The 22347-nt window shown below is 40.3% G+C and carries 21 protein-coding genes; 12 read left to right on the top strand and 9 right to left on the bottom strand.

Features of this window, described 5'->3' with window-relative positions; all coding sequences use genetic code 11:
- Positions 1-32: 32 nt before the first annotated feature.
- The gene (locus H6G74_RS03175; RefSeq protein WP_190966279.1) at positions 33-926 is read right to left on the bottom strand and encodes an alpha/beta fold hydrolase; all 894 of its coding nucleotides are present in this window, start codon (positions 924-926) and stop codon (positions 33-35) included.
- Between the two features lie 154 nt (positions 927-1080).
- On the opposite strand from H6G74_RS03175, the gene H6G74_RS03170 reads away from it, so the two are divergent.
- From H6G74_RS03170 to purU, 11 genes are all read left to right on the top strand, one after another.
- Entirely contained in the window at positions 1081-1392 is a 312-nt protein-coding gene (locus tag H6G74_RS03170; RefSeq protein WP_190966278.1) for a carbon dioxide-concentrating mechanism protein CcmK, read from the top strand.
- A gap of 87 nt (positions 1393-1479) precedes the next feature.
- Complete coding sequence (locus H6G74_RS03165; RefSeq protein ID WP_190589813.1) at positions 1480-1830, top strand: carbon dioxide-concentrating mechanism protein CcmK; 351 nt, start codon at positions 1480-1482, stop codon at positions 1828-1830.
- An 864-nt stretch (positions 1831-2694) separates the two neighbouring features.
- Positions 2695-3837: a HetZ-related protein 2 gene (locus H6G74_RS03160; RefSeq protein ID WP_242051142.1), complete on the top strand. Its 1143-nt coding sequence runs from the start codon at positions 2695-2697 to the stop codon at positions 3835-3837.
- 257 nt (positions 3838-4094) lie between these two features.
- The gene (locus H6G74_RS03155) at positions 4095-5255 is read left to right on the top strand and encodes a GspE/PulE/PilB domain-containing protein (RefSeq protein ID WP_190966276.1); all 1161 of its coding nucleotides are present in this window, start codon (positions 4095-4097) and stop codon (positions 5253-5255) included.
- A gap of 204 nt (positions 5256-5459) precedes the next feature.
- A complete protein-coding gene (locus H6G74_RS03150; protein ID WP_190966275.1) occupies positions 5460-6143 on the top strand; it encodes a Crp/Fnr family transcriptional regulator in 684 nt (227 codons plus the stop codon).
- 471 nt (positions 6144-6614) lie between these two features.
- Complete coding sequence (locus H6G74_RS03145; RefSeq protein WP_190966274.1) at positions 6615-8399, top strand: M61 family metallopeptidase; 1785 nt, start codon at positions 6615-6617, stop codon at positions 8397-8399.
- 169 nt (positions 8400-8568) lie between these two features.
- Positions 8569-9570, top strand: a complete 1002-nt coding sequence (locus H6G74_RS03140) for an ABC transporter ATP-binding protein (protein WP_190966273.1) — start codon at positions 8569-8571, stop codon at positions 9568-9570.
- Positions 9571-10383 (top strand): ABC transporter permease, encoded by an 813-nt coding sequence (locus tag H6G74_RS03135; protein WP_190966272.1) that lies wholly within the window; start codon positions 9571-9573, stop codon positions 10381-10383.
- A 48-nt stretch (positions 10384-10431) separates the two neighbouring features.
- The gene (locus H6G74_RS03130) at positions 10432-12165 is read left to right on the top strand and encodes a GldG family protein (protein WP_190966271.1); all 1734 of its coding nucleotides are present in this window, start codon (positions 10432-10434) and stop codon (positions 12163-12165) included.
- A 202-nt stretch (positions 12166-12367) separates the two neighbouring features.
- Complete coding sequence (locus H6G74_RS03125; RefSeq protein ID WP_190966270.1) at positions 12368-12982, top strand: DUF4340 domain-containing protein; 615 nt, start codon at positions 12368-12370, stop codon at positions 12980-12982.
- A gap of 71 nt (positions 12983-13053) precedes the next feature.
- Positions 13054-13908, top strand: a complete 855-nt coding sequence (gene purU / locus H6G74_RS03120; protein ID WP_190966269.1) for a formyltetrahydrofolate deformylase — start codon at positions 13054-13056, stop codon at positions 13906-13908.
- A 35-nt stretch (positions 13909-13943) separates the two neighbouring features.
- On the opposite strand, the gene crtW is transcribed toward purU, so the two are convergent.
- The 6 genes from crtW to H6G74_RS03090 all read right to left on the bottom strand — a co-directional run bounded on the left by crtW (position 13944) and on the right by H6G74_RS03090 (position 19059).
- Positions 13944-14717, bottom strand: a complete 774-nt coding sequence (gene crtW / locus H6G74_RS03115) for a beta-carotene ketolase CrtW (protein ID WP_190966268.1) — start codon at positions 14715-14717, stop codon at positions 13944-13946.
- Between the two features lie 234 nt (positions 14718-14951).
- Entirely contained in the window at positions 14952-15338 is a 387-nt protein-coding gene (gene gloA2 / locus H6G74_RS03110) for an SMU1112c/YaeR family gloxylase I-like metalloprotein (protein ID WP_190966267.1), read from the bottom strand.
- Between the two features lie 61 nt (positions 15339-15399).
- Positions 15400-16353: a bestrophin family protein gene (locus tag H6G74_RS03105; protein WP_190966266.1), complete on the bottom strand. Its 954-nt coding sequence runs from the start codon at positions 16351-16353 to the stop codon at positions 15400-15402.
- Positions 16354-16395: 42 nt separating this feature from the next.
- Complete coding sequence (locus tag H6G74_RS03100; protein ID WP_190966265.1) at positions 16396-17448, bottom strand: hypothetical protein; 1053 nt, start codon at positions 17446-17448, stop codon at positions 16396-16398.
- A 400-nt stretch (positions 17449-17848) separates the two neighbouring features.
- The gene (locus tag H6G74_RS03095) at positions 17849-18427 is read right to left on the bottom strand and encodes a hypothetical protein (RefSeq protein WP_190966264.1); all 579 of its coding nucleotides are present in this window, start codon (positions 18425-18427) and stop codon (positions 17849-17851) included.
- The gene (locus H6G74_RS03090) at positions 18427-19059 is read right to left on the bottom strand and encodes a ParA family protein (RefSeq protein ID WP_190966263.1); all 633 of its coding nucleotides are present in this window, start codon (positions 19057-19059) and stop codon (positions 18427-18429) included. Before H6G74_RS03090 ends, H6G74_RS03095 begins: the two co-directional genes overlap by 1 nt.
- Before the next feature lie 313 nt (positions 19060-19372).
- On the opposite strand from H6G74_RS03090, the gene H6G74_RS03085 reads away from it, so the two are divergent.
- Positions 19373-20740, top strand: coding sequence for a cytochrome P450 (locus tag H6G74_RS03085; RefSeq protein WP_190966262.1), 1368 nt, complete (start codon positions 19373-19375; stop codon positions 20738-20740).
- A gap of 121 nt (positions 20741-20861) precedes the next feature.
- Here the strand turns inward: H6G74_RS03085 and H6G74_RS03080 are convergent, their stop codons facing one another.
- Both H6G74_RS03080 and H6G74_RS03075 read right to left on the bottom strand, forming a co-directional pair.
- A complete protein-coding gene (locus H6G74_RS03080; protein WP_190966261.1) occupies positions 20862-21509 on the bottom strand; it encodes an HD domain-containing protein in 648 nt (215 codons plus the stop codon).
- A gap of 11 nt (positions 21510-21520) precedes the next feature.
- The gene (locus H6G74_RS03075; RefSeq protein ID WP_190966260.1) at positions 21521-22339 is read right to left on the bottom strand and encodes an SDR family oxidoreductase; all 819 of its coding nucleotides are present in this window, start codon (positions 22337-22339) and stop codon (positions 21521-21523) included.
- Between the last annotated feature and the right edge of the window lie 8 nt (positions 22340-22347).

Below are 22347 nucleotides of genomic sequence, written 5' to 3'. Positions count from 1 at the left end.
AGTTTGAAAACACTCCCTAGCCTCTTTACTTTTTATGATTCATCTCGAAATTCGAGAATATGCTGGGCAGTAACTTGTGATTGTTCTAAATGGGGGATATGACCAGAGTCTTGAATCCAAATGAGTTTACTATTGGGAATGGCGCGTTTGAATCTTTTCGCATCTGTAGTGCCTAAGATTTTATCTGAGTCGCCCCAGAGAATTAATGTGGGTTGCAGAATTTGTCCTAGTTGCTTAAATCTAAAAGCACTGTAACCACCACTTTTGGTAAAAGCAATTAAAGCTAGATGCCAACTCGGCATTTCTAGATGCAGTCCGCCACAACAGGTAGCATCTAGAGTCACTAGACTGGGATTTTTATAGGCAGTGCGAGAAATGTGATCGCGGACTTTGGGACTACGCAAAAATTGTGTCGCCCAATTATCTAAGGGCGGAAACATGAATTTTGCTAGAGGTGAACCTGCTTTTAACCCAGCACTATCAATTAACACCAGTTTTTTGACGACTTCTGGATAAGTGAGAGTAAAGTCAATGGCGGCTGCACCTCCCATCGATGCACCCACCAAAATTACAGGCTCCTTAATTAAGGTTTTCCAGAAATAATATAGATGGGTTTTAATGGCAACTGGACTAAATGCTACGCCTTGGAGTCTGTCGGTAAAGCCAAAACCGAGTAAATCCACTGCCCAAGTTTGATTATTTTCTGCTAGTAGTGGTAGTAGTCGGCGAAATTCTAATACAGAACTATCAAAACCGTGGATGAGTAAAATTGGTGTGCCACCACTGCCTTGTTTCACATAAGTGGTGGTAATTGGTTGATCAGATAAAGGAGTAGCGATCGCTTGACTTTGCATACTACAAGCTAGTGCGATCGAGTTTGGTTCGGTTAATTGCCTAACTGCGGCTGGTAAAAAGCTGGGAAACATAACTTATAGTTTACAGCACCCCATCACCAAAATCGTGTTGATTTGTCAGCCGATGACTCAGTGTACTGAAAAAAACAGTCCTGAATGTCACCATTGGAGCCAAACCCGCGTAAAATAAAGATCACTCTATATTATTGTCTCAGGAGCTAATGCCATGCCAATGGCTGTTGGCGTAATTGAAACTTTAGGTTTTCCATCTGTGTTAGCCGCAGCAGATGCAATGGTGAAATCTGCCGCAGTCACGCTGGTGTATTATGGACTAGCGGAAAGTGGTCGCTTTGTTGTTGCTATCCGAGGACAAGTTGCTGAAGTCAACAGAGCTGTTGAACAAGGTATAAACGCTGGGGAGCAGGTAAAGGCTGAAACAGTAATCACCCATTATATAGTTCCTAATCCCCCGGAAAATGTGGAAACAGTTCTGCCCATCCACTTCACCCAGAAATCTGAGCCTTTCCGGATCTTCTAAACAGTTGCGCCATTAAAATTTGTAACAAAGCTGCCTACAATTAATTTTGCAGCGATACATACGTTTATCTATATCAGGAGATGAAGAATGTCACTACAGGCAGTTGGTTCGCTGGAAACTAAGGGTTTTCCTGCTGTTTTAGCCGCAGCAGACGCAATGGTAAAAGCGGGACGAGTTACCCTTGTGGGTTATATCCGAGTTGGTAGCGCACGTTTTACGGTGAATATTCGGGGAGATGTTTCGGAAGTAAAAACCGCGATGGCTGCCGGTGTGGAAGCAGCAGAAAATGTTTATGGAGGCACATTAGAATCTTGGGTAATTATCCCTCGTCCCCATGAAAACGTTGAAGCTGTTTTACCAATTGCTTACACCGCAGAGGTGCAACAGTATCGTGACTCTGTAGAAAATCCGATCATCAGGTCTGGTAACGGCAGATAAAGTTAGATTTATTCGCAGATTCATCCCACAGCTAAAGTCAAAAGTCACCAGTCCAATTGCGAATCAATGATTAATAATTGCGACTAGACTATTGACTTTTTGCTAGGTATGCTGTTCCCATTTAATTCCATTTGTCACAAGCATTACTCTCCTGCACAAGTAAGTCTTAAGAGAAACAAATTACTTGTATGACTGGTTGTCAAATCTGCATATAATTAAAAAAAATTGCGTTACCAACAGCATGAGATTTTAAGAAAATTGTAGTGTTAGCGATCGTGGCAATCTCTCACACAACTTCCCCCACCGAGCAGAATTAAGGAGTGAACTGTAAACTGTGGCTTTTAGATATGATTGCCATAGACAAGCCAGTAAAAATTGATAAGAAAAATTACATATTTCCTAAAACACTAAACAAAGACTCGATGACGTGAAACTTATCTACTCAAGATAACGTCTGGAATGTGGGTAAATCTCACTAGTTCTTGAGCAGCAGTGTAGACTTTCTCATTTTTACTAACTGAAGCACTATAATCCTAGTTTGTCCTGATCAGATTGATTGAGGATTAGTCAGCTTTTTTAGGTGTGTTGATGATAAGTTGACAAAAAATGAAAATTGTGAGGTATGAAAAAAATGCTAACTATAAAAATTTTGATTGTGCAGAGAATAAAAATAAAAATTTAATCTGAAAACTTCTGCATAAAGTTTGGGAATAAAAACGTAAATAAGAATAGAATCGCTGAAATGTCTTCATGAAAGCGACTAATTCATAGACAACTGCCAGCCAAGATGTTAAGAGTGAGTGACGATCAACGGGGGTTGTGATGCAAACTTTAAGGCAAGGTTTTGAGGAAAACAATCTCACTATGGCAACAGATGCAAATAAACTGGCCCAGTATTGGCATAAACGCCTAGCTGTAGAAATTCCAGAACAAAGTGTATCTGTGAGGGAGAGTATTGTTTTGTGGCTTTTAGGCAAAGACTTAAACAGGTTTGAACTATTAGACCCCAAACAACTAGAAATTGCTAAACAAGCAATGGAATATCGCTGGAAAATTTTACATCAACGCTACTTGGGTCTTGGTAGAGACCGAGCTTATCGTAACTTAATTACTCGCTTGGGGAGTTTAGTCAGCTTACGCCATAAAATTCAAACTTGGGTAGCACTCAGCCGCGATCGCCAACGTAGTGTTATGGATGTCTTACAAGAAGTCATCCAAGAATTACTGCAAAGCGATACTTATATGCAGCAGCAAATGGCTTGCATTGCCGAATTTACCACCGACAGGCGACTCCAAGATACATTACTGTTTGCCAGCATTGAAGAGTATGCCTTGCGGCCAGTCCGCAATCAACCGCTACTAGTTTACAGATTTGTTAATTACTTGCGTCGGACTCAGCGCGGTGGCTTAACACAAGTACCGGGTAGCGATATGGTGAGACTGGTTTCCGAAGAAATTCTCACCGATGACAGTGATAATCGCGTCAACTTAGTGGATAATCAAGCGATCGCCGAATATCAAGAAGCACAACAACTAGAAGAACAACAAGCACTGCGCCAGTCCGTGCAAACAGAATTTGCCGACTACTTACAAGAAAATCTCGGACAAGACGCAGTAGATTGGTTGCAGCTATATCTCCAAGGCAAATCTCAAGACGAAATTGCCAAACAACTGCAAAAGCCCATTCGAGAAATCTATCGTCTGCGGGAAAAAATCAGCTACCATGCAGTCCGGGTTTTTGCCCTCAAAGGGAAACCAGAACTTGTCAATAGCTGGCTATCAATTTCCTTGGAAGAACATAATTTGGGACTGACACCTAGGCAATGGCAGCAACTTTATCAAAAATTAACGCCATTGGGTCAGAAAGTGCTAGATTTACGCAAAGCAGGTCATTCCCTAGAAGCGATCGCTCAACAGTTAGGTCTTAAAACCCATCAGGCAATGGGAGAATGGACAAAAGTTTATCTCACCGCCCAATCCTTGAGAACCGAAGAATCAGGAGCATAAGCAGCCGCCGCAATTCCTACCCATGAATTCATCGGGTACTTTGCGGAATGCCCTTGGGAGAGCAACCTTTCCCCCGCTCCCTGACACCAATTTGAGATCAAAACAAACTACCTAGTAGAAAAAATTTATACCTGTCTAACCCAGCATTATCTTACTGAGATTAATTTAATTTTTACCAAGATAACAAAGTATCTTTATTTACTGCCAACTAGCTTAGAGCAAAATAAAATATAAGGAAACTGTAAATAATTAAACCTATGTTGTCTTCAGAGGACAAATCAAATGATACCGAAGCCAGTAAGCAGCAGGTACTATCGAATATACCGATCAGCTTAGAGCAAGAAAGCGATCGCCAACAAATATTTCAGCTAATTGATCATCTTTTGTCCTTTGAAGCTTGCTTGTACCACCAAATTCTGCCCTTTCGATTAGAAGGTAACAAATTACTCCTAGGGATGGTGCATCCGCAAGACAGTAGCGCCCTTGATTACGTAAATCGCATCCTAGCTTATATCAACTGCACAATGGTGGCTCAAGAAATTGCCAGCGACAGCCACCGCCACATTCTCTCAGCCTACCTCAACTATAAAAATACCTTTAGCTCCAATATCCCAGCCCTGAATCATACTGATTTCAAATCATCTCAACAGCAACCACCAAAATCAATGGTGGCAAATATGGAAACTCCCAAAAATCCTAGCAAATTAACAGAATTTCCTCCGCTGCCAGAACCCAACCTTTCAGCTTTAGCCCAAAAGCTCAAAGAAGAAATCACAGAAGCTACACTGGCAAATAATTTAACCATCCTGCCAGTGCCTACCCCAGAACTATCCACTCCTGTGGAAGTGCTGGCACTACTCCCACCCAAGAAACTACTAGAAGAATTACTTGGTCGAGTTTTGGGTGGTGGCATTGGTCGCTTGTATTTAGAAAGACAACCCTACCAAGGTAGAATACTCTGGAGTGATAATGGTGTTGTACAGTCGGTACTGGATAATTTACCTCTGTCTGTTTTTCAAGGCGTACTGAATGAATTAAAGCGATTTGCCAGTTTACCTGTAGCCACAATTACAGAACCAAAACAAATAGAAAAAGAATGTTTATATCAACAAAATCGTTTGTTATTACGCCTGCGAGTTATGCCAGGCATTTATGGTGAAGAAGCCACACTACAAGTATTGCGAGGAGCCGCTTTAAAGTTTTATCAACAACAACATTTAGCTCGTCTCAGCCGTGATGTTTTGGGTATTTCTCAACAACTGAGCTATAAATTACAAGAACTGCATCAACGGCTAATACTTAACTCTAGCCTCACAGCAGAGCAAGCAGAGGCTTTAGATAATTTAAATCGCATCGTGGAAAACTTAGACCAACAAGTCAAAATACTCACGGCAAATAGCGATTCCATGAGCAAATAATAAATCACAATTCTGTCAGTAAAACCGCTGATTTCGATCCCTGACATAATTGCTATGTTGTAAGGGAACATTAGACCAAAAACCATAGGTTATCAGTCTTAATTATTACATTTTAAATATGTATTAATACTATGGTAGTGGGTTTAAAACTTATAGCAGTCAACTAAATTTTCCATTATTGAATTCATTTTTTACAGATATTTCATGCAGACTGAGGTTTTTAGTGAACTTTTCCCCTTGCTGAGTACAGCCAACCCACAAACTTTAGAATGGCTGCTCAATGTTGCCGTTGATCACGAATATCCCGTAGGACGAGCCGTATTGATGGAAGATGCCTGGGGTAACGCCGTTTACTTTGTGGTATCCGGCTGGGTAAAAGTCCGTCGTACCTCTGGCGAAGATTCTGTGGCTATAGCGATTTTAGGTCGGGGTGATTTTTTTGGCGAAATGGCGATTTTAGATGAATCTCCACGTTCTACTGATGTAATTGCCCTTTCACCTGTAAAATTACTGAGTATTTCTAGAGAGCGTTTTATTCAAATCTTGTTTAAAGATCCACAATTACACCATCGGATGCTGCAACTGATGGTGCGAAGAATCCGACAATTTAACCAGCGATTACAAATTCGCTCTTCACCACCAGCCGTCAAACTGGCTCATACCTTAGTTAGTTTGGGTGAAAGCTATGGACAAGACTCCGAACGTGGTAAAGAAATTTTTAATATTCCCTTTAAAGATTTGGCAGAAGTGACAGAAATTGGAGTTGAGGAAACCACCAAAATCATGGAAAAACTACATGAAAAAGGATGGATCACAATTGATAATGCTAATAACATCATTTACTTGGTTAACTTCAAGCAACTGGTGAATTTGGCAGGGAAAGTCTAATTGTGGGCTGAGTATAGGCTCAAAGAAATTCAGCTGCTACGAAAACGGATGTACATTAGCTCCCCAAGTCAGAGACTTACAAACTTTGGGACTAATGGCCAATGCTTGTGTTAGGAAGTCTTGAAAAAAAGAAACAGCAGAGACCACAGATACAAATTTTGCTGATAATGGTGAGCATGAAGAGTTGAGTGACCAGCTTTGAAATCAGCTCTACTGACTAATTTTGATGAAAAACACCCAAGCATCAAGAATGCTGGAAACACATGCTTGGTGGGAAAAATTAATTAATTATGGATAAAAAGACCGGAATCTTTGATCTCAATTATAAAATATTAATTAATTGTAAATTTTTTTCAAATCTTGCTTTCACACTGCTTGATTCCTCGTTCTTTACAAAGTCCCTCCATTGACTATTAATTATTGACTAATAACTATAAACTCATAACTTATCACTCCTGTCTACTACTACAAATGACTGAAGCAACAGCACCTCGTCTCGAAATTGGCGTTAAGGAAACCGTCCCGACGATTCATTACCTGGTAGCAATGCCCCAACCAGAAACCCATCTGTTTGAAGTGAGCTTGCAGCTGGTTAATCACTCATCCCCAACCCTGGATTTGAAAATGCCCGTCTGGACACCAGGTTCTTACCTAGTGCGGGAATACGCCAAGAATCTCCAAGATTTTGCCGCTTTTGCTGGGGAGCAACCTTTACCTTGGCGTAAAATCAACAAAAACCACTGGCAGATCAACACAAACGGTATTTCGGAATTAACGGTACGTTACCGCATATTTGCCAATGAGCTATCGGTACGGACAAACCATTTGGATGGTACCCACGGTTATTTTAACGGTGCAGCTCTGTTTTTTAGAGTCCGGGGCTGTGAAACGTTGCCCATTCAAGTGACAATTGTACCACCGCATCCCGAATGGCGAGTGACGACTGCCTTGCCTTCAGTTGATGGACAGTCATCCACTTTTTACGCAGCCGATTTTGATACTCTTGTCGATAGTCCCTTTGAAATTGGTTATCATGAGTTATACCACTTTGAGGTTTTAGGAAAACCTCATGAACTGGCTATTTGGGGACAGGGCAATTACCAAGCACAACAAGTAATTGCTGATATTCAAAAAATCATTCATGTAGAAGCACAGATGTTTGGCGGTTTGCCTTACGACAGATATGTGTTTTTACTGCATTTGTTTGCTCAAGCCTATGGTGGTTTGGAACATAAAAACTGTTGCTCTTTGATTTATCAGCGTTTTGGTTTTAATTCACCAGATAAATACGATCGCTTCATTCAATTGGTGGCGCACGAGTTCTTTCACTTGTGGAATGTGAAACGCATTCGCCCAAAAGCTTTAGAGGTTTTTGATTACGACCGGGAAAACTACACTTCGTCTTTGTGGTTCTGTGAAGGAACAACCAGTTACTATGATTTGCTGATTCCTTTGCGGGCAGGAATTTATGATGCCAAATCATATTTTCATAATTGGAGTAAAGAAATTTCCAGATTTTTAACTACCCCAGGGCGTAAGGTGCAATCACTGGCTGAGTCCAGTTTTGATGCCTGGATTAAACTTTATCGTCCAGACACTAATAGCAATAATTCCCAAGTTTCTTACTATTTGAAAGGAGAAATGGTTTCTTTATTGCTAGATTTGCTGATTCGAGAGCGATCGGTAAATCAGCGTTCTTTGGATGATGTGATGCGGCTGATGTGGCGCAAATTTGGTAAATCGGAAATTGGTTATACACCCGAAGAATTGCAAGAAGTAATTGAATCTGTCGCAGAGATGGATTTGACAGACTTCTTTAATCGCTACATTAATGGCACTGATGAGTTGCCGTTTAATCAGTACCTGGAACCTTTTGGCTTACAAGTGATTGCCGATAAAGAAGAAGAACCTTACTTGGGGTTGAGGTTAAATACCGAAAATGGTAGAGAGATTGTCAAGTTTGTAGAATTTGGTTCGCCTGCACAATTGGCAGGAATTGATGCGGGTGATGAGTTACTAGCGATCGCTGGTATCCGTGTTACCTCTCATCAACTGAGCGATCGCTTAAAAGATTACCAAGCAAACGACGTAATTCAAGTAACTGTTTTCCATCAAGATGAACTACGTACCTGTTCTGTGACTCTGGCTGCACCACGTCCAAGTAAATATCAAGTAGTTCCAGTCAAAAATCCTAACACCAAACAAAAAGAAAATTTTGCAGGTTGGTTAGGTATACCACTGACCAGCCTGCGTTAAAACTGCCACTCTTGAATGTTTTGATTGCTAAGGCAATTTATAGGGGCGCAATATATAATATTGCGCCCCTATGCGTTTTTACTAATAGGATTTATAACGAATTGCTATTCTATGATGATCTAAGATTGTTGGGTATTGTTTAATTTACGATCTCCCATAAACCAGACCGATGATTGAAGTTGAACATCTCAGTAAAACTTACGGTTCTACCCCAGCGATTACGGATGTAACTTTTCGGGTTGAACCAGGGGAAATTTTAGGGTTTTTAGGGCCGAATGGCGCTGGTAAAACCACAACGATGCGAATTTTAGCAGGTTATTTACCTGCAACTAGCGGTACAGCGAAAATTTCTGGGTTTGATGTCCATGAAAATTCTTTGGCGGTGCGTCAACGCATTGGTTATTTACCAGAAACCCCGCCGTTATATCCAGAGATGACGGTGGAGGGGTTTTTGCATTTTGTCGCCAGAATCAAAGGAGTCTCCGCAGGCGATCGCACTGCAAAAGTCAAAGCAGCGATCGCACGCTGTAATTTAGAAGATAAGCAAAAAGTCATTATTCGCAAACTTTCTAAAGGATATCGCCAAAGAGTCGGTATCGCTCAGGCGATCGTCCATGATCCGCCAGCCATCATTCTGGATGAACCCACTGTTGGACTTGACCCCAGACAAATCATCGAAGTCCGAAATCTAATTAAAAGCCTCGCCGGTACACATACCATCATTTTGTCTACCCACATCTTGCCAGAAGTGAGTATGACTTGTAGTCGTGTTGCCATTATTAATCGGGGTAAAGTCGTAGCTACTAATACGCCCGAAAGTCTGATGACACAGTTGACAGGTGGCTCAGGATATGAATTAGAAATTGATGGCGAAGCGAATCTCGCCAAACAAGTATTACAAAATGTTGCAGGCGTGAGTCTGGTAGAATCAATTCCTGGTCATCATCTGATCAATCCTACAGACGGACGGGCTTATTTGCGCGTGATTGCTCAACCGGGAACCGAACCGGGAAGAGACATCGCTGCCACCTTAATCCGCGCTGGATTTGGGTTACAAGAAATGCGCCGAGTCAGCGCCACTTTAGAAGATGTGTTCTTGCAACTAACCACAGAAGAAAAGCGTTTTGAACCAGAGACAGACTCAATCGCCAATGAAGGAGAAGCAGCATAAATGGGTATAGTACTGGCGAATATTATTGCCATTTATCGCCGAGAGTTACAGAGTTACTTTGTCTCGCCCTTAGCTTATGCGATCGCTGGGGTGTTTTGGTTTATCTCAGGGTTATTTTTTGTCACCATTTTGTTCGGCCCCGATGGAATTTTACCCTCCGTTGCAGCCATCGACTTACAAGGTCAACAATTGGGTGTACCAGTCCCATTAATTGATGTCCCTTATGAATTTATTCGGGCATTTTTAGACCGGATGGGTTGGTTATTGCTGTTTATTTTGCCAATTTTGTCGATGGGACTGTACGCCGAAGAACGCAAACGCGGCACATTAGAGTTATTAGCCACCTCACCTTTAACCAATTGGGCAGTAGCAGTTGGCAAATTATTAGGCGTGGTGACATTCTTAATTACAATGGTCGCACCACTGTTGATATTTGAAGCGATCGCCATTGGTGCTTCTAACCCTCCGATGTCGCCAGTTATTCTTCTAGTCGGTCATTTAGGCTTAATTTTGCTGGCAGCCGCAATTTTATCACTGGGAATGTTTGTTTCCTCTTTAACAGACAGTACGATTCTCTCTGCTGTCATGACCTTTGCTTTAGTGTTGTTACTGTTATTTGTGGATTTAATTGCTAAAAGTATAGGCGGCCCCGTGGGCGAAGCGATCGCTCATTTGTCATTACTCAAACATTTCAACACCTTTATTCAAGGAATTTTTGACACCAGCGCCTTAATTTTATTTGCTAGTTACATTTTTTTAGGTATCTTTCTCACAGCACAATCAATTGATGCGCTGCGTTTTCAACGGCAGTAAATAAGTAGTCATTAGTCATTAGTCAAGACAAATGACAGAGAACAAAATATGAAAAAAATCACAAAAAAACAACCTTGGAAATATTTGTTTTGGCTGGGGCCATTTCTATTTATGGTCGGTTTTACAGCCGGGTTAGTATCTGGTAGCTGGGGATTATTACCCCTAGCATTTATGATTCCCGGAATTGCCATTATTGGATTTTGGGTATTTTGGCAAAGTCAGCACAACCGTTGGTGGGCGAGTCGTTCTACCCAAGCCGGAACTAATGCGGTTGTGGCGACTGCGGCTGTGTTGGTAATTTTAGGGTTAATTAATTTTTTAGGTGTTCGTTATCAACTACGCCAAGATTTAACCGAAACTCAGTTATTTACCCTTGCACCCCAATCACAAGAATTAGTCCGCCGTCTACCACAAACAGTCAAAATTTGGGTATTTGATACTAATCAAAATCCCCAAGATAGAGAATTATTAGAAAATTATCAACGTCAAAGTTCTAAATTTCAATTTGAATATGTTGACCCCCAAAGCCGACCCGGAATCGCAGAAAGATTTGGGGTAAAAGAATATGGTGAAGTTTATTTAGAATCGGATAACAAACGCCAATTAGTGCAATCGTTAAATGTCAATGAACGTTTATCAGAAATTAAATTAACTAACCGACTACAACAATTAATTAATTCCACAGTTATTAAAGCTTACTTTGTGCAAGGTCACGGTGAACATCCCCTGACTGGTGGCGAAAGTGGTATTTCTCAGGCTGTGCAAGGATTAAGCGAGAAAGGTTACACCGTTGAACCACTCAACTTAGCTGATAAATTGCAAGTTCCGAATGATGCGGCTGTTGTAGTCGTCGCTGGTGCTAAACGTGGCTTTTTTGACGCAGAGGTGAAAGCTTTACAAGATTATCTCAATCGTGGCGGTAACTTGCTGCTGATGATTGACCCTGACACTGACCCCAAACTCAACCCCTTATTACAAGAGTGGGGTGTGCGTCTCGATAACCGTTTAGCCGTCGATGTTTCCGGTGCAGGTGTGGGACTTGGCCCCGCAGCACCCATCATTACAGACTACGGACAACACCCAATTACCAAGGATTTTGGCAACGGTATTTCTTTTTATCGCTTGGCTAGACCCGTAGAAATTACCTCCGTGGCTGGTGTTGAGTCTACGCCCCTAGTGCGAACCAAAGCCTATCCTAATAGTTGGGCGGAAAGCGACTTAAAAAGCGAAAAATTAGAATTTAATCCTGACAAAGACCTCAAAGGGCCACTAACTTTAGGCGCAGCGTTGACAAGAAAATTACCAGCTACACCCACACCATTACCCACACCAACAACCCAAGCACAAGCAACGCCTACTCCCACAGCTACACCCACACCAACAAACTCAGCAACACCCTCACCGTTACCAACACCAACAACCCCAGCAACACCCTCACCATTACCTACACCAACAACACAAGCACAAGCTACACCCACTCCCGCAACAGCCGAGAAATCTGAACAAACTCCGAAAGAATCACGTTTAGTAGTCTTTGGAAATTCAGATTTTGCTACCGATGGAGTGTTTCAACAGCAATTAAACGGTGATGTATTCCTCAACTCTGTATCTTGGCTGAGTCAACAGGATCAGCAGACTCTTTCCATTCGTCCCAAAGAACCGAAAAATCGTCGCATCACTTTATCAACATCACAAGCCAATGTTTTAACATTGTCGTCTTTGTTGGTATTACCTTTGCTTGGCTTTTTAACAGCCGCTTTCATTTGGTGGCGAAGAAGATAAGAACTTAGGGAGTTGGGAGTGGTGAGTTGGGAGTAGGTGAACAGAGATAGATCCGTTCAATGATTAAGGGTACTCCAAAAAATAAATTATCCAATTTTGTTCACTCAACAAGACCTCTATCTCCCTTGTTTTCCTTGTCCTCCTTGTCTTCCTTGTCGCTAAATAATGGATATTTTTTTAATTGTCAGTACCTAACTAAACAATGAAATTTCCAAAGACAACTTTAATATTAGTATTGTTGGCGCTGGGTTTGGGTGGTTTCGTGTATTTCCATGAAATTAGAAGTGCAACTCAGCAAGAAGAAGTCAAGGCGAAACAACAGCAAATTTTTGCGTTTGCGGAAGATGATGTGCAGTCTTTGACAGTCAAAACCAAAGCTTACACTCTGATGTTGGAACGCAATTCCCAGGGTAGCGAACCTAAATGGTTGCTGAAATATCCAGTCTCAGAACCAGCCAATGATGCGATCGTTTCTTACTTAATGGATTTGTTGGTTAAAGGTAAAAGCGATCGCATTATATCAACCTCTGCTAACCAACTCACAGAATTTGGTTTAGCTCAACCCAACGCCACCATTGAGATTAAACTGAAAAATCAGCAAACTCATCAGTTAATTTTGGGCAAATCTAATTTTAATAATCGTTTTGTGTATGCTCAAGCTGACTCAGCTACACAACCAAACGGCAATATCAATGTATTATTAGTATCTACCGATTTTGTCAATGCCGTTAACCGGGAGTTATCAGAATGGCGACAAACTGTTGATAACAGTAAATCAATACCTTTACCCACTAATCTTCCTCTCCCAACACCTTAGAAGAAGTATGAAGTGTGAAGTATGAAAGGTAAATAAACTCAAATAAAATTTATTGAATTACGCATTATTTTATGTCCACGACAACTGCCACCCTGCTCATTTCTTGTCCTGATCAAAGAGGACTTGTTGCCAAAATTGCTAACTTTATTTATGCCAATGGTGGCAATATTATTCATGCAGATCAGCACACAGATTTTTCGGCGGGGTTGTTTCTCACTCGTATAGAATGGCAGTTAGAAGGATTTAATTTACCTAAAGATTTAATTGGCCCAGCGTTTAATGCGATCGCTCAACCTTTGGGCGCTAAATGGCAACTTCATTTTTCTGATACTATACCACGCATTGCAATTTGGGTCAGCCGCCAAGACCACTGTCTTTATGATTTAATTTGGCGACACCGTGCTAAAGAATTTGCCGCCGAAATTCCGTTAATTATTAGCAATCATCCTCATTTAAAAGTAGCCGCAGAGCAATTTGGGATTGATTTTCATCACATTCCCATTACAAAAGAAAACAAACCAGAACAAGAAGCTAAACAATTAGAATTATTACGCCAATACAAAATTGATCTGGTTGTATTGGCAAAATATATGCAAATTGTCAGTTCTGATTTTATTGCTCAATTTCCTCAAATTATTAATATTCATCACTCATTTTTACCAGCTTTTGTTGGTGCAAATCCCTATCACAGAGCTTTTGAAAGAGGCGTAAAAATTATTGGTGCAACTTCTCATTATGTGACTACAGATTTAGATGCAGGCCCAATCATAGAACAAGATGTAGTGAGAGTTAGCCACCGCGATGAAGTAGAAGATTTGGTCAGAAAAGGTAAAGATTTAGAGAGAATAGTATTAGCCAGAGCGGTGCGGCTACACTTACAAAACCGTGTTTTAGTTTATGGTAATCGCACTGTCGTATTTGAATAAATCGCTAAGTTAGGTTGCTAAAATACCTGATAAACTTATTGCTGCTTCCCAGCTTGATAAACCTCTGGTAATTGCCACCAAGGAACATGAGGATATTCGTGATGTTCTTTATGATAACCAAAATGGTAGCAAGTAATAAATGACCAAAACACAGGTAAATGTGTACTGCGTGTACAGTGCAAACTTGTGTATCCCTCTGCAAGTCTTCTATGAGGAAGAAATGTGCCGAAATAAAATAATTGAATTGAACTGAAAATAGATGGTATACACCAAAATAAAATTAGATTAGCTTCAGGTATATTACAGACATATCTCAAAAAAATATATACGAATATAAATCTCAGATGTTGTCGCCAATTCCAATATGATTTAATGAAGTTAAAATACCAGGCAAAAAAGTTTTGCTGCTGATGATCATAAAAATCTGGATCATCTTTAGTAGCCGGATAGCGGTGATGTGACCAGTGTTTTGTGAGTAGCTCTTGATAAGAAAATAGTGCGTACAAAAATACACATATTCTACCTATCCAATTATTAACTTTGGGATTTTGGGGAAACACTACGCCGTGCATAGCATCATGAGCAGTAATAAATAATCCCGTGTATAAAAATGTCTGCCAAAGTATCGCTATAGCTATTAAGGGAATTGGGGTTTGATAAATATTGAGTAAGAAAAATAATGTGATACTTATTACCCACAATCCTAAAATCAGACCAGCAATGAGAATACCTAAAGATGTTTTTGCTTCTGCATTAATAACAAAATCTGGCTGTTTTGATTGTGATGATAAGGAATCAATCTGAGTCATCCGCAAATCCTGGATTTTTAATTTATATCTATTGTATAGGGATTTATTTGCTCATTTTTTTTATTTTAAGCTTTGCTCTAATTGCTATATATTATGATATATGAAATAAGTAATTCAATCATCCATCTTGAGCCACACACACAGCATATTCTTTGCAAGTAAGCATAAATATTGGATTTGCAACTCAAACCCATCTATGGAGACTGACAAATTAAGTAGCCAAGAATTGTGTTTTTAAACTTCATAAATTTCTAATGGTAAGTTATCTGGGTCTTGGAAAAAGGTAAACTTCTTACCCGTAATTTCATCAACCCTAATATTTTCTGTCTCTATGTTGTGCAAGTTTAAGTCAGCCACGGTTGCTTCTATATTTTCCACAGCAAAGGCTAAATGTCTTAAACCACAAGCTTCAGGATTACTGAATCGTTGGGGAGGATTGGGAAAAGAAAATAATTCAATTTGAGTATGTTCATTAACACGTAAATCTAGTTTATAAGAGTTTCTGGCGGCTCGAAATGTTTCTTGAATAATGGCAAAGCCGAGAACTTCTACGTAAAATCTTTTCGAGCGTTCATAGTCGGAACAAATAATTGCTATATGATGTATGCCAAGAGTTTCCATAAAAATGAATTATTTGAAAATAAGCGATCGCACTTGATTGAATATCCAAAAATCTGTGAGGTTAAATATCTGGATTAGTGTATGAAAAGTTAATTTTTTTTTCTATGTTGTCTTGGTCTTGAATTGTTTGAAAAGCAATAAATTCTTCAATATTACTTTTGATAGTTTGGCAAATTTTATCTAATGGCAAATCATTATGATCATAACCAAAGGGATTTTCAATTTCTACGCCAATTTCTTCAATGCCAAACAAAGCAAAACTGACAAGAGCTACAAATAAACCTGTCCATAGACCTAAATCTTTAACAAATTGAAATGGTAGAATTAAACAATAAATAAATACTAATTGATTGAGATGAATCACATAAGCCGGGGGAATTGGTGTTTTTAAAATACGTTCGCAACCGCCGACATTATCCATCAAGTTATTCATGAGAGTGTGAATACTAGTCAATTGATAATTTGTTAAAAGACCACGTTTATATTCTTGCTGTAAGTAATTTCCTAACAAGCGGGAAATTTCTAAAGGCATGTTTTGAATATTTTGCAAATTGCTATATTGAGCCGGGGAAATCCAAGGTTTTAATTCTTCACTGGCTGGTTCATAACGAAGATATAATTTTTTGGCGATCGCAAATGCTGGTAATAAACGTAAAGCGGCTATTTTGCGTTCTCTGTCGTCAGATTCCACTTCGTCCACTGCGACCCAAATTTTCCAAGCTAAATTGCGGATAGTATTAACTGTGCTACCCCAAAGTTTTCTTCCTTCCCAAAATCTCTCATAAGCTGTATTAGTCCGAAAAACTAACAATAAACCCAAAACAATACTAGGAATTACAGTGCCTAATACGGGTTGAGCAACTGGCAATTGCTTGAAGTCAAGAAAAGAAATGATCACGCCAAATGCACCACAAAAAACAGAGCGTTCTAAAACTCCGGGAATCACAGAACCGTGGAATCTAAATATTTCTTTTAGCCATTTTTTTTTGACAGGGCTTTGAGTTTTTCTGACCATAAATAGTTATCAGATTTTTACACTAATCAAAGATACAATTTATTATCTTACAGGCATCCAGCCATTTTCTGTGCATACTCCTGCTTCGCTTCTGGGTGGAATACACCAATAATTCTGTCCATCAAATATGAGATTTTCTTGAATATAATTTAATTCCGAAATTGGTCTCCATTCTTGATTGCCAGCCTCATCATAATAGCGATACTGTTCTCCTTTGACTTCTAGACCTTGATCAGTTCCGCCAAGTACATAAAAACCTGGTTTAATTGGCGCAGATGTATTTGCGATTAAAGATGATTCACAAACTGTTTCATCACCTTTACAACCTTTGGCGATTTGTCCATTAGCTGCGAGGCTGTAAACTTTACCGTCTTTAAAAAGTAATCCCAGTCCACTACCATCTTGCAAGATGATGGGATTGGAGAATTTGCCGTGATATTGAATGGAACTTTCAAAGGTACCCTGAAGTTTAACTATAGTAGTGCCATCAGGTGCGATCGCAATTGATTGACCTGTGCCACTTCCTCCTAGAAAATTAAATAAGCGCGTACCGATAAATGGTGGTTTTTCTGGACGAGAAGATTGTGAAGTTTGTTGATGAACATTGATATTTTTCTCAATTGACCAATGCCAAACGACTCGTTCTGTATTACTGCGGTCAGCGATGGTGGCTGAAATCCACAATAGTTCTCCGGCTTGGTTGGTAAACTCAAATCGACAAGCACCAACTCCTGTCCCGGAACAGTCTTTTACCTCTGTATATCCGAAATCATATAATTCTTTCACAGAGGTATCTTGAAGATTAGGCGCATCGCCTTGCAAATTCGGTTCCCAACCTTGTTGAAGCACTTGTTCTCGCGCTTTTTGATATGGCATTCCTGCTTGCAGATTCAACTTGGAGACGGAATTTTGAGTGCGAGGGCGTTGGGCTTGATGTGTGGCTGTGGAAGTATTTTCTGTTTGACTGGTGGTGGGAGGATTTAAGCTTTTGCTTTGCTGCACATTAGAAGTTGCAAAACTTGTACATCCATTTGCGATCGCTCCTACTAAAATTGTCACAAGAGTACCTGCGATCGTATAACCACACAATTTCATGTTTTCCCCTTCAGTAATACTTGCCAGCGACAAAATCAATAATTTCAGTAGAGTGCAAGTTATATTTTGATGAATAATTATTTATCACACAATAATTTATCTGATGCCAGAAGCAAACTAGTAGACTGACACAGCTAATTTATCTGATGCCACAAGCAAACTAGTAGACTGACACAGCTAATTTATTGCAATCATCGGAATTCCATCCGCGTCCATCTGCGTTTATCTGCGGTTAATTTTATTTCATCTCTAATACAACATTTTAGTCGTGTCAGTCCATTACTTAATTTGGTCTTATCAAATTTCACGCAAAATATAAGACAAATAGCCTGCGTTGGCTAGGCAGGCTTTGTTTATCTATCCCTCGACTTCCAGTCTGAGGGCTTTAAGTTACTGATATTTAGTCATACAACCAAGTATTAGCCGCAAAATCATCTTTTGTTTCTGCTGGCATATCAGGGAGTTTTTCGGGGGCGCGGTGAGATTTTCTGTAATCAGTTTGGTGATAATTGTCTTTTTTCTGAGGAACAATACTCGCCTTTGGTTGTTTTAGGGCTTTATTTTCTTCGATGAGTTTAGAGTTGGCTTCTGCTAATTGAAGTACAGTTGTTTTTGCTTCTTCTAATTCTTTGGTTAGGCGTTCTACAGAGGCTTGCTGTTCTGATAAAGAGGTTTGCTGTTCTGATAAAGCTGATTGTAATTTTTTAATTTGTTGTTGCAGAGCTTTTTCTGTATCCTGATTTTTTTCTAAAGTTGTTTTTAAGTCTTTAATAGTAGCTTCTAAGTCTGCTTTGGTAGGAGTAGCACGTTTAGCAGATGTGGATTCATTTACTTCTGCATCTGCGGCTGTTGTTGATTCCACAACTTCCACAACTTCCACAGCCGGAACTTCGATTGCACCTTCGTCTACTGCACTATTGGGTGTTAATTTTTGTGCTTCTGCTTGAATTAAGTCAGAAAGATTTTGTTTCCTAGCCATTATTTTCTCCAATCACGCTGTAATTCATCAGCCACGCGGCGATAGTCTGATTCCGCCTCCCAAGCATTTTTGCCCCGCCATTGATTGATTGCGACACCCTCTAATGCGGCTCTTTCGTGGGCTTTATAGGTACGGACGAAGCCTTTACAAACGGGGATACCTAGCTTAACGAGAGTGTTTTGTGCTTCCATTGCTTCACCAATACTCCGCGCATCGACTTTAGTTAAGAGTACACGATGGGGAACTCCTGTGGGAACGACGGCTGATTTTACTGTTTCAATCAAAACAGCTAAATCCATTGCGGATGGGGGTGTAGGTAAAAGTATATAATCTGCGATCGCTACTACTGTTGCCAAGGCTTCAGAGTGCAAAGCTGGAGGCGTATCCACCACTACTAAATCGTAACCTTTTATTTTACGTAAATGGCCTAATAGCTGTGGATCTGTTTCTTGCGATAAATCAAATCCCATCCCTTGCTCATTGCGTCCAAACCACCAACTAGCAGAACCTTGAATATCTGCATCTACCAGCAGCACTTTTTTTCGTTTAGCAAATTGTGCAGCTAAATTGATTGAGGTAGTCGTTTTGCCGACTCCTCCTTTACCGTTGAGGATAGCGACGATTTTTGGCACTGCTTCTACGATTTTAGATTTTGGATTGGAGATGACTTTAGGTGTCGCATTTTTTAAATTGCTATGGCTTTCTATCCCGCCATACAAAAATATACCGCTTTGTGTGACCCGCAGTAGCAGAAAAAATCGCCAAAATAAAAATAGTCAAGTAAGAATTCAGGAGGCAGAATTCAGGAGGCAGAATTCAGGAGTCAGAATGTCGGCAATTTTTCTCAATTAATGGATTAATCAGGCTAAATTGATTGGAAATTCTAACTTCTGGCTCCTGAGTGCTGGATTCTTACAGATTTATGATAAGTTCTGACGAGATTTTATGACAGTAACTAACAGTTTGCCTGATGGGCCAAGAATACCGTACTGGCTGCGAATCATGAAGTTTATTTTTCGACCAATAGATTACGTCGAAGATTTTGCCAAAGTCTACGGTGATAACTTTACGGTTTGGCGCAAAGGCAATAATCAATTGGTGTATTTCAGTCATCCCCAAGCATTAGAACAGATTTTTACGGCTGATGCTAGTCACTTTGCTACTGGTGGCGGTGGCGGTGTTTTAAAATATTTGCTTGGTGATAATTCTTTAATTTTACTGGATGGCGATCGCCACCAACGCCAACGCCAATTACTCACACCGCCTTTTCATGGTGAGCGAATGCGGGCTTACGGTCAAACTATCCGCGAAATCACCCAACAAGTTAGCCATGAATGGGTGATGGGTAAACCCTTTAATATCCGCGCCTCCATGCAAGAAATCACCTTGCGCGTCATTTTGCGCGTAGTATTTGGTGTAGATGAAGGAACAAAGTTTCAACAACTGCGCCAATTACTAAGTTCTGTCTTAGACCTCATCAGTTCCTCGCGGATGTCCGCCGCCTTATTTTTTCAAGTTATGCAACGCGACTGGGGTGCATGGAGTCCTTGGGGAAAGTTTTTAAGGCAATTACAACAAATTGATCAACTTATTTATACACTCATTCAAGAACGACGGGCTGAAACTGGGCAGAATCGCCAAGATATCTTGAGTTTATTGATTTCGGCTCGTTATGATGATGGGCAACCCATGTCAGATGCAGAATTACGTGATGAATTAATGACAATGTTAGTTGCCGGACATGAAACCACGGCTTCGGCATTAACTTGGGCTTTTTACTGGCTTGACCGTTTACCAGAAGTCCGCGAAAAATTACTCCAAGAATTGTCTACTTTAGGCACTAACCTGGAACCAAATAATATTGCCAAATTATCTTATTTAACAGCAGTTTGCCAAGAAACCTTGCGGATATATCCTATTGTGATCAATGGCTTTTTTAGAATAGTCAAGTCACCAATTGAAATTATGGGTTACAAATTGCCCAAAGGCACAGCCGTAGTCCCTAGTATTTATTTAGCCCATCATCGCCCAGAAGCTTACCCACAGCCAAACCAATTCAAACCAGAACGCTTTTTAGAAAGACAATTTTCCCCTTATGAATATTTACCATTTGGTGGCGGAAATCGTCGATGTATTGGTTTAGCCTTTGCTCAGTATGAAATGAAAATTGCCCTCGCTACAATTTTGTCGCAGTTCCAAGTCTCTCTAGTAAATAAACGCCCTGTGCGCCCTGTGCGTCGTGGTTTAACTTTAGCCACACCCACCGGAATGCAAATGGTAGCTACAACACGAGTGCTGAGTGCTGAGTGCTGAGGGGGGAAAACTTCTTAAAATCCTCCTTAAAAAGGGGGATTTAGGGGAATCTATCAGTCTCAAATACAACACCAAAAAGTTTTCAGACATCTTCTCAAAAGACAACCTCTGTGTTGAAATCCTAAATACTAGAAAGACTGTGAATTTCTGCTTGCAAGTTAGCTCTGGCAGATGCTTCGGCTACCTCAAACATTAGAGGTGTAAAATATATACGCTGTCTTTGCAAAAATTTTTCTAGGACTTGTTTGCGCCCTTGAATATATGCTGTTTCTGTTACCCAAGCATATTCTTGACGAATGGCGTGAGCATATTTTTGATAATCAACTGGGTCAGCAGCTAAAATTGCCAAATCAGCATCTAATAAAATTTGGCTATCAATATCGTCAATGGCTGCTTGATGGTGTTTGGTGTTGAGGATGAGACGCTGAACAGTTATGATTTGATTTAGGGGAATTGCCAAATAAGTTAATACCTGAGAAGCATATTCAGCACTTTTAACTTCGTTATCTGGCGCTTGAGAATCATAAACCACATCATGAAACCAAGCTGCAAGCTGTACAACAGGGAGATTTTGAGTATAAGCTTGCAAAGCTTGAATGTTATGCAACACATCATTAATATGTTGCAGTGTATGGTAATAACGCCCAGGGGTATTATATGCCTCAAATAATTGAGTAAAAGTAGTGGCTATTTTATCTTGGTCAACGCCAAAAAATTGCAGTGTGTGTTGCAAATAATTGAATAAGTTATCTGTTTCCCTACTCTCCACTCCCCTACTCCCTACTCCCTAGTGTTAGTTAACTGAGAAAACAGTGTTTCCCAATTAATTACAGCCGGTCTGGTTCCTTGATTAATAATGTCAAAAGCTTTATTAGTGGTAGATGGTATAAAAATTGATTCTACACAAGCGGCTGCAACATCAATACGGCTGGCATCTCCTGATAAGGTATCGCCTTGACCTAAAACTACACCCAACTTACCATTAGTGGTGGCTTTGAGGAGAGTATTCAAGTCGTAAGAAGTGAAAGGCCCGTCAATTAAACGACCGGGGCGAATGATAGTGTATGGTAAACCAGAATTAGCGATCGCTGCCTCACCTTTTTGTTTGGCATCCAATACACCAAAAGCATTCAGCACACTAAAAGGAAATTTATCTTTGCGGTGAACACCACAAGAAGACACAAACACAAATCTTTGCAAATTGCGAGGTGCAGCCGCTACCAAGTTACTCACCCCCTCAGCATCCACCTTTGTCGGCGTATTTTTTGCCTTAGCTTCCCGATATTCAGAGTCCAGCAAAATTTGTCCCCATTCCCAGAAATTCGGCTCAGGGTCAAAATCCCATCTCGTTGAAGGAAAGGCCGTCGTGCCAGTACAACAGATAATGTGAGTAATATTCGGCATCGCTGGTGTTAATGTGTCAGCCTCCCGGATATCTCCAACAGCAATTTCCACTTTGTTATCAAACATTTTTTCGGCTTTTGCCGCATTCCGTGTCAGGACGCGCACCTTGACATTCTTCTCTAACAGCTTTCCTACAACTAGCTGCCCAACTCCACCAGTAGCACCAACAACTAGCACCAAATCTTCAGCACTCATAACTTTAT

Origin of the sequence: Nostoc spongiaeforme FACHB-130 (genome assembly GCF_014698475.1) — a bacterium.
Taxonomy (GTDB): domain Bacteria; phylum Cyanobacteriota; class Cyanobacteriia; order Cyanobacteriales; family Nostocaceae; genus Nostoc_B; species Nostoc_B spongiaeforme.
Note: the sequence above shows the minus strand (reverse complement) of the source record. Positions and strands in the feature narration are given on the sequence as shown.

Excerpts from the sequence above, each read along its gene's own strand:
- H6G74_RS03175 (WP_190966279.1), bottom strand. The coding sequence starts at position 926 with ATGTTTCCCAGCTTTTTACCAGCCGCAGTTAGGCAATTAACCGAACCA.
- gloA2 (WP_190966267.1), bottom strand. The coding sequence starts at position 15,338 with ATGGAAACTCTTGGCATACATCATATAGCAATTATTTGTTCCGACTAT.
- H6G74_RS03155 (WP_190966276.1), top strand. The coding sequence starts at position 4,095 with ATGTTGTCTTCAGAGGACAAATCAAATGATACCGAAGCCAGTAAGCAG.
- H6G74_RS03160 (WP_242051142.1), top strand. The coding sequence starts at position 2,695 with ATGGCAACAGATGCAAATAAACTGGCCCAGTATTGGCATAAACGCCTA.
- H6G74_RS03075 (WP_190966260.1), bottom strand. The coding sequence starts at position 22,339 with ATGAGTGCTGAAGATTTGGTGCTAGTTGTTGGTGCTACTGGTGGAGTT.
- H6G74_RS03140 (WP_190966273.1), top strand. The coding sequence starts at position 8,569 with ATGATTGAAGTTGAACATCTCAGTAAAACTTACGGTTCTACCCCAGCG.
- H6G74_RS03095 (WP_190966264.1), bottom strand. The coding sequence starts at position 18,427 with ATGGCTAGGAAACAAAATCTTTCTGACTTAATTCAAGCAGAAGCACAA.
- H6G74_RS03105 (WP_190966266.1), bottom strand. The coding sequence starts at position 16,353 with ATGGTCAGAAAAACTCAAAGCCCTGTCAAAAAAAAATGGCTAAAAGAA.
- H6G74_RS03145 (WP_190966274.1), top strand. The coding sequence starts at position 6,615 with ATGACTGAAGCAACAGCACCTCGTCTCGAAATTGGCGTTAAGGAAACC.
- H6G74_RS03150 (WP_190966275.1), top strand. The coding sequence starts at position 5,460 with ATGCAGACTGAGGTTTTTAGTGAACTTTTCCCCTTGCTGAGTACAGCC.
- H6G74_RS03135 (WP_190966272.1), top strand. The coding sequence starts at position 9,571 with ATGGGTATAGTACTGGCGAATATTATTGCCATTTATCGCCGAGAGTTA.
- H6G74_RS03085 (WP_190966262.1), top strand. The coding sequence starts at position 19,373 with ATGACAGTAACTAACAGTTTGCCTGATGGGCCAAGAATACCGTACTGG.
- H6G74_RS03125 (WP_190966270.1), top strand. The coding sequence starts at position 12,368 with ATGAAATTTCCAAAGACAACTTTAATATTAGTATTGTTGGCGCTGGGT.
- H6G74_RS03165 (WP_190589813.1), top strand. The coding sequence starts at position 1,480 with ATGTCACTACAGGCAGTTGGTTCGCTGGAAACTAAGGGTTTTCCTGCT.
- crtW (WP_190966268.1), bottom strand. The coding sequence starts at position 14,717 with ATGACTCAGATTGATTCCTTATCATCACAATCAAAACAGCCAGATTTT.
- H6G74_RS03130 (WP_190966271.1), top strand. The coding sequence starts at position 10,432 with ATGAAAAAAATCACAAAAAAACAACCTTGGAAATATTTGTTTTGGCTG.
- H6G74_RS03170 (WP_190966278.1), top strand. The coding sequence starts at position 1,081 with ATGCCAATGGCTGTTGGCGTAATTGAAACTTTAGGTTTTCCATCTGTG.
- purU (WP_190966269.1), top strand. The coding sequence starts at position 13,054 with ATGTCCACGACAACTGCCACCCTGCTCATTTCTTGTCCTGATCAAAGA.
- H6G74_RS03100 (WP_190966265.1), bottom strand. The coding sequence starts at position 17,448 with ATGAAATTGTGTGGTTATACGATCGCAGGTACTCTTGTGACAATTTTA.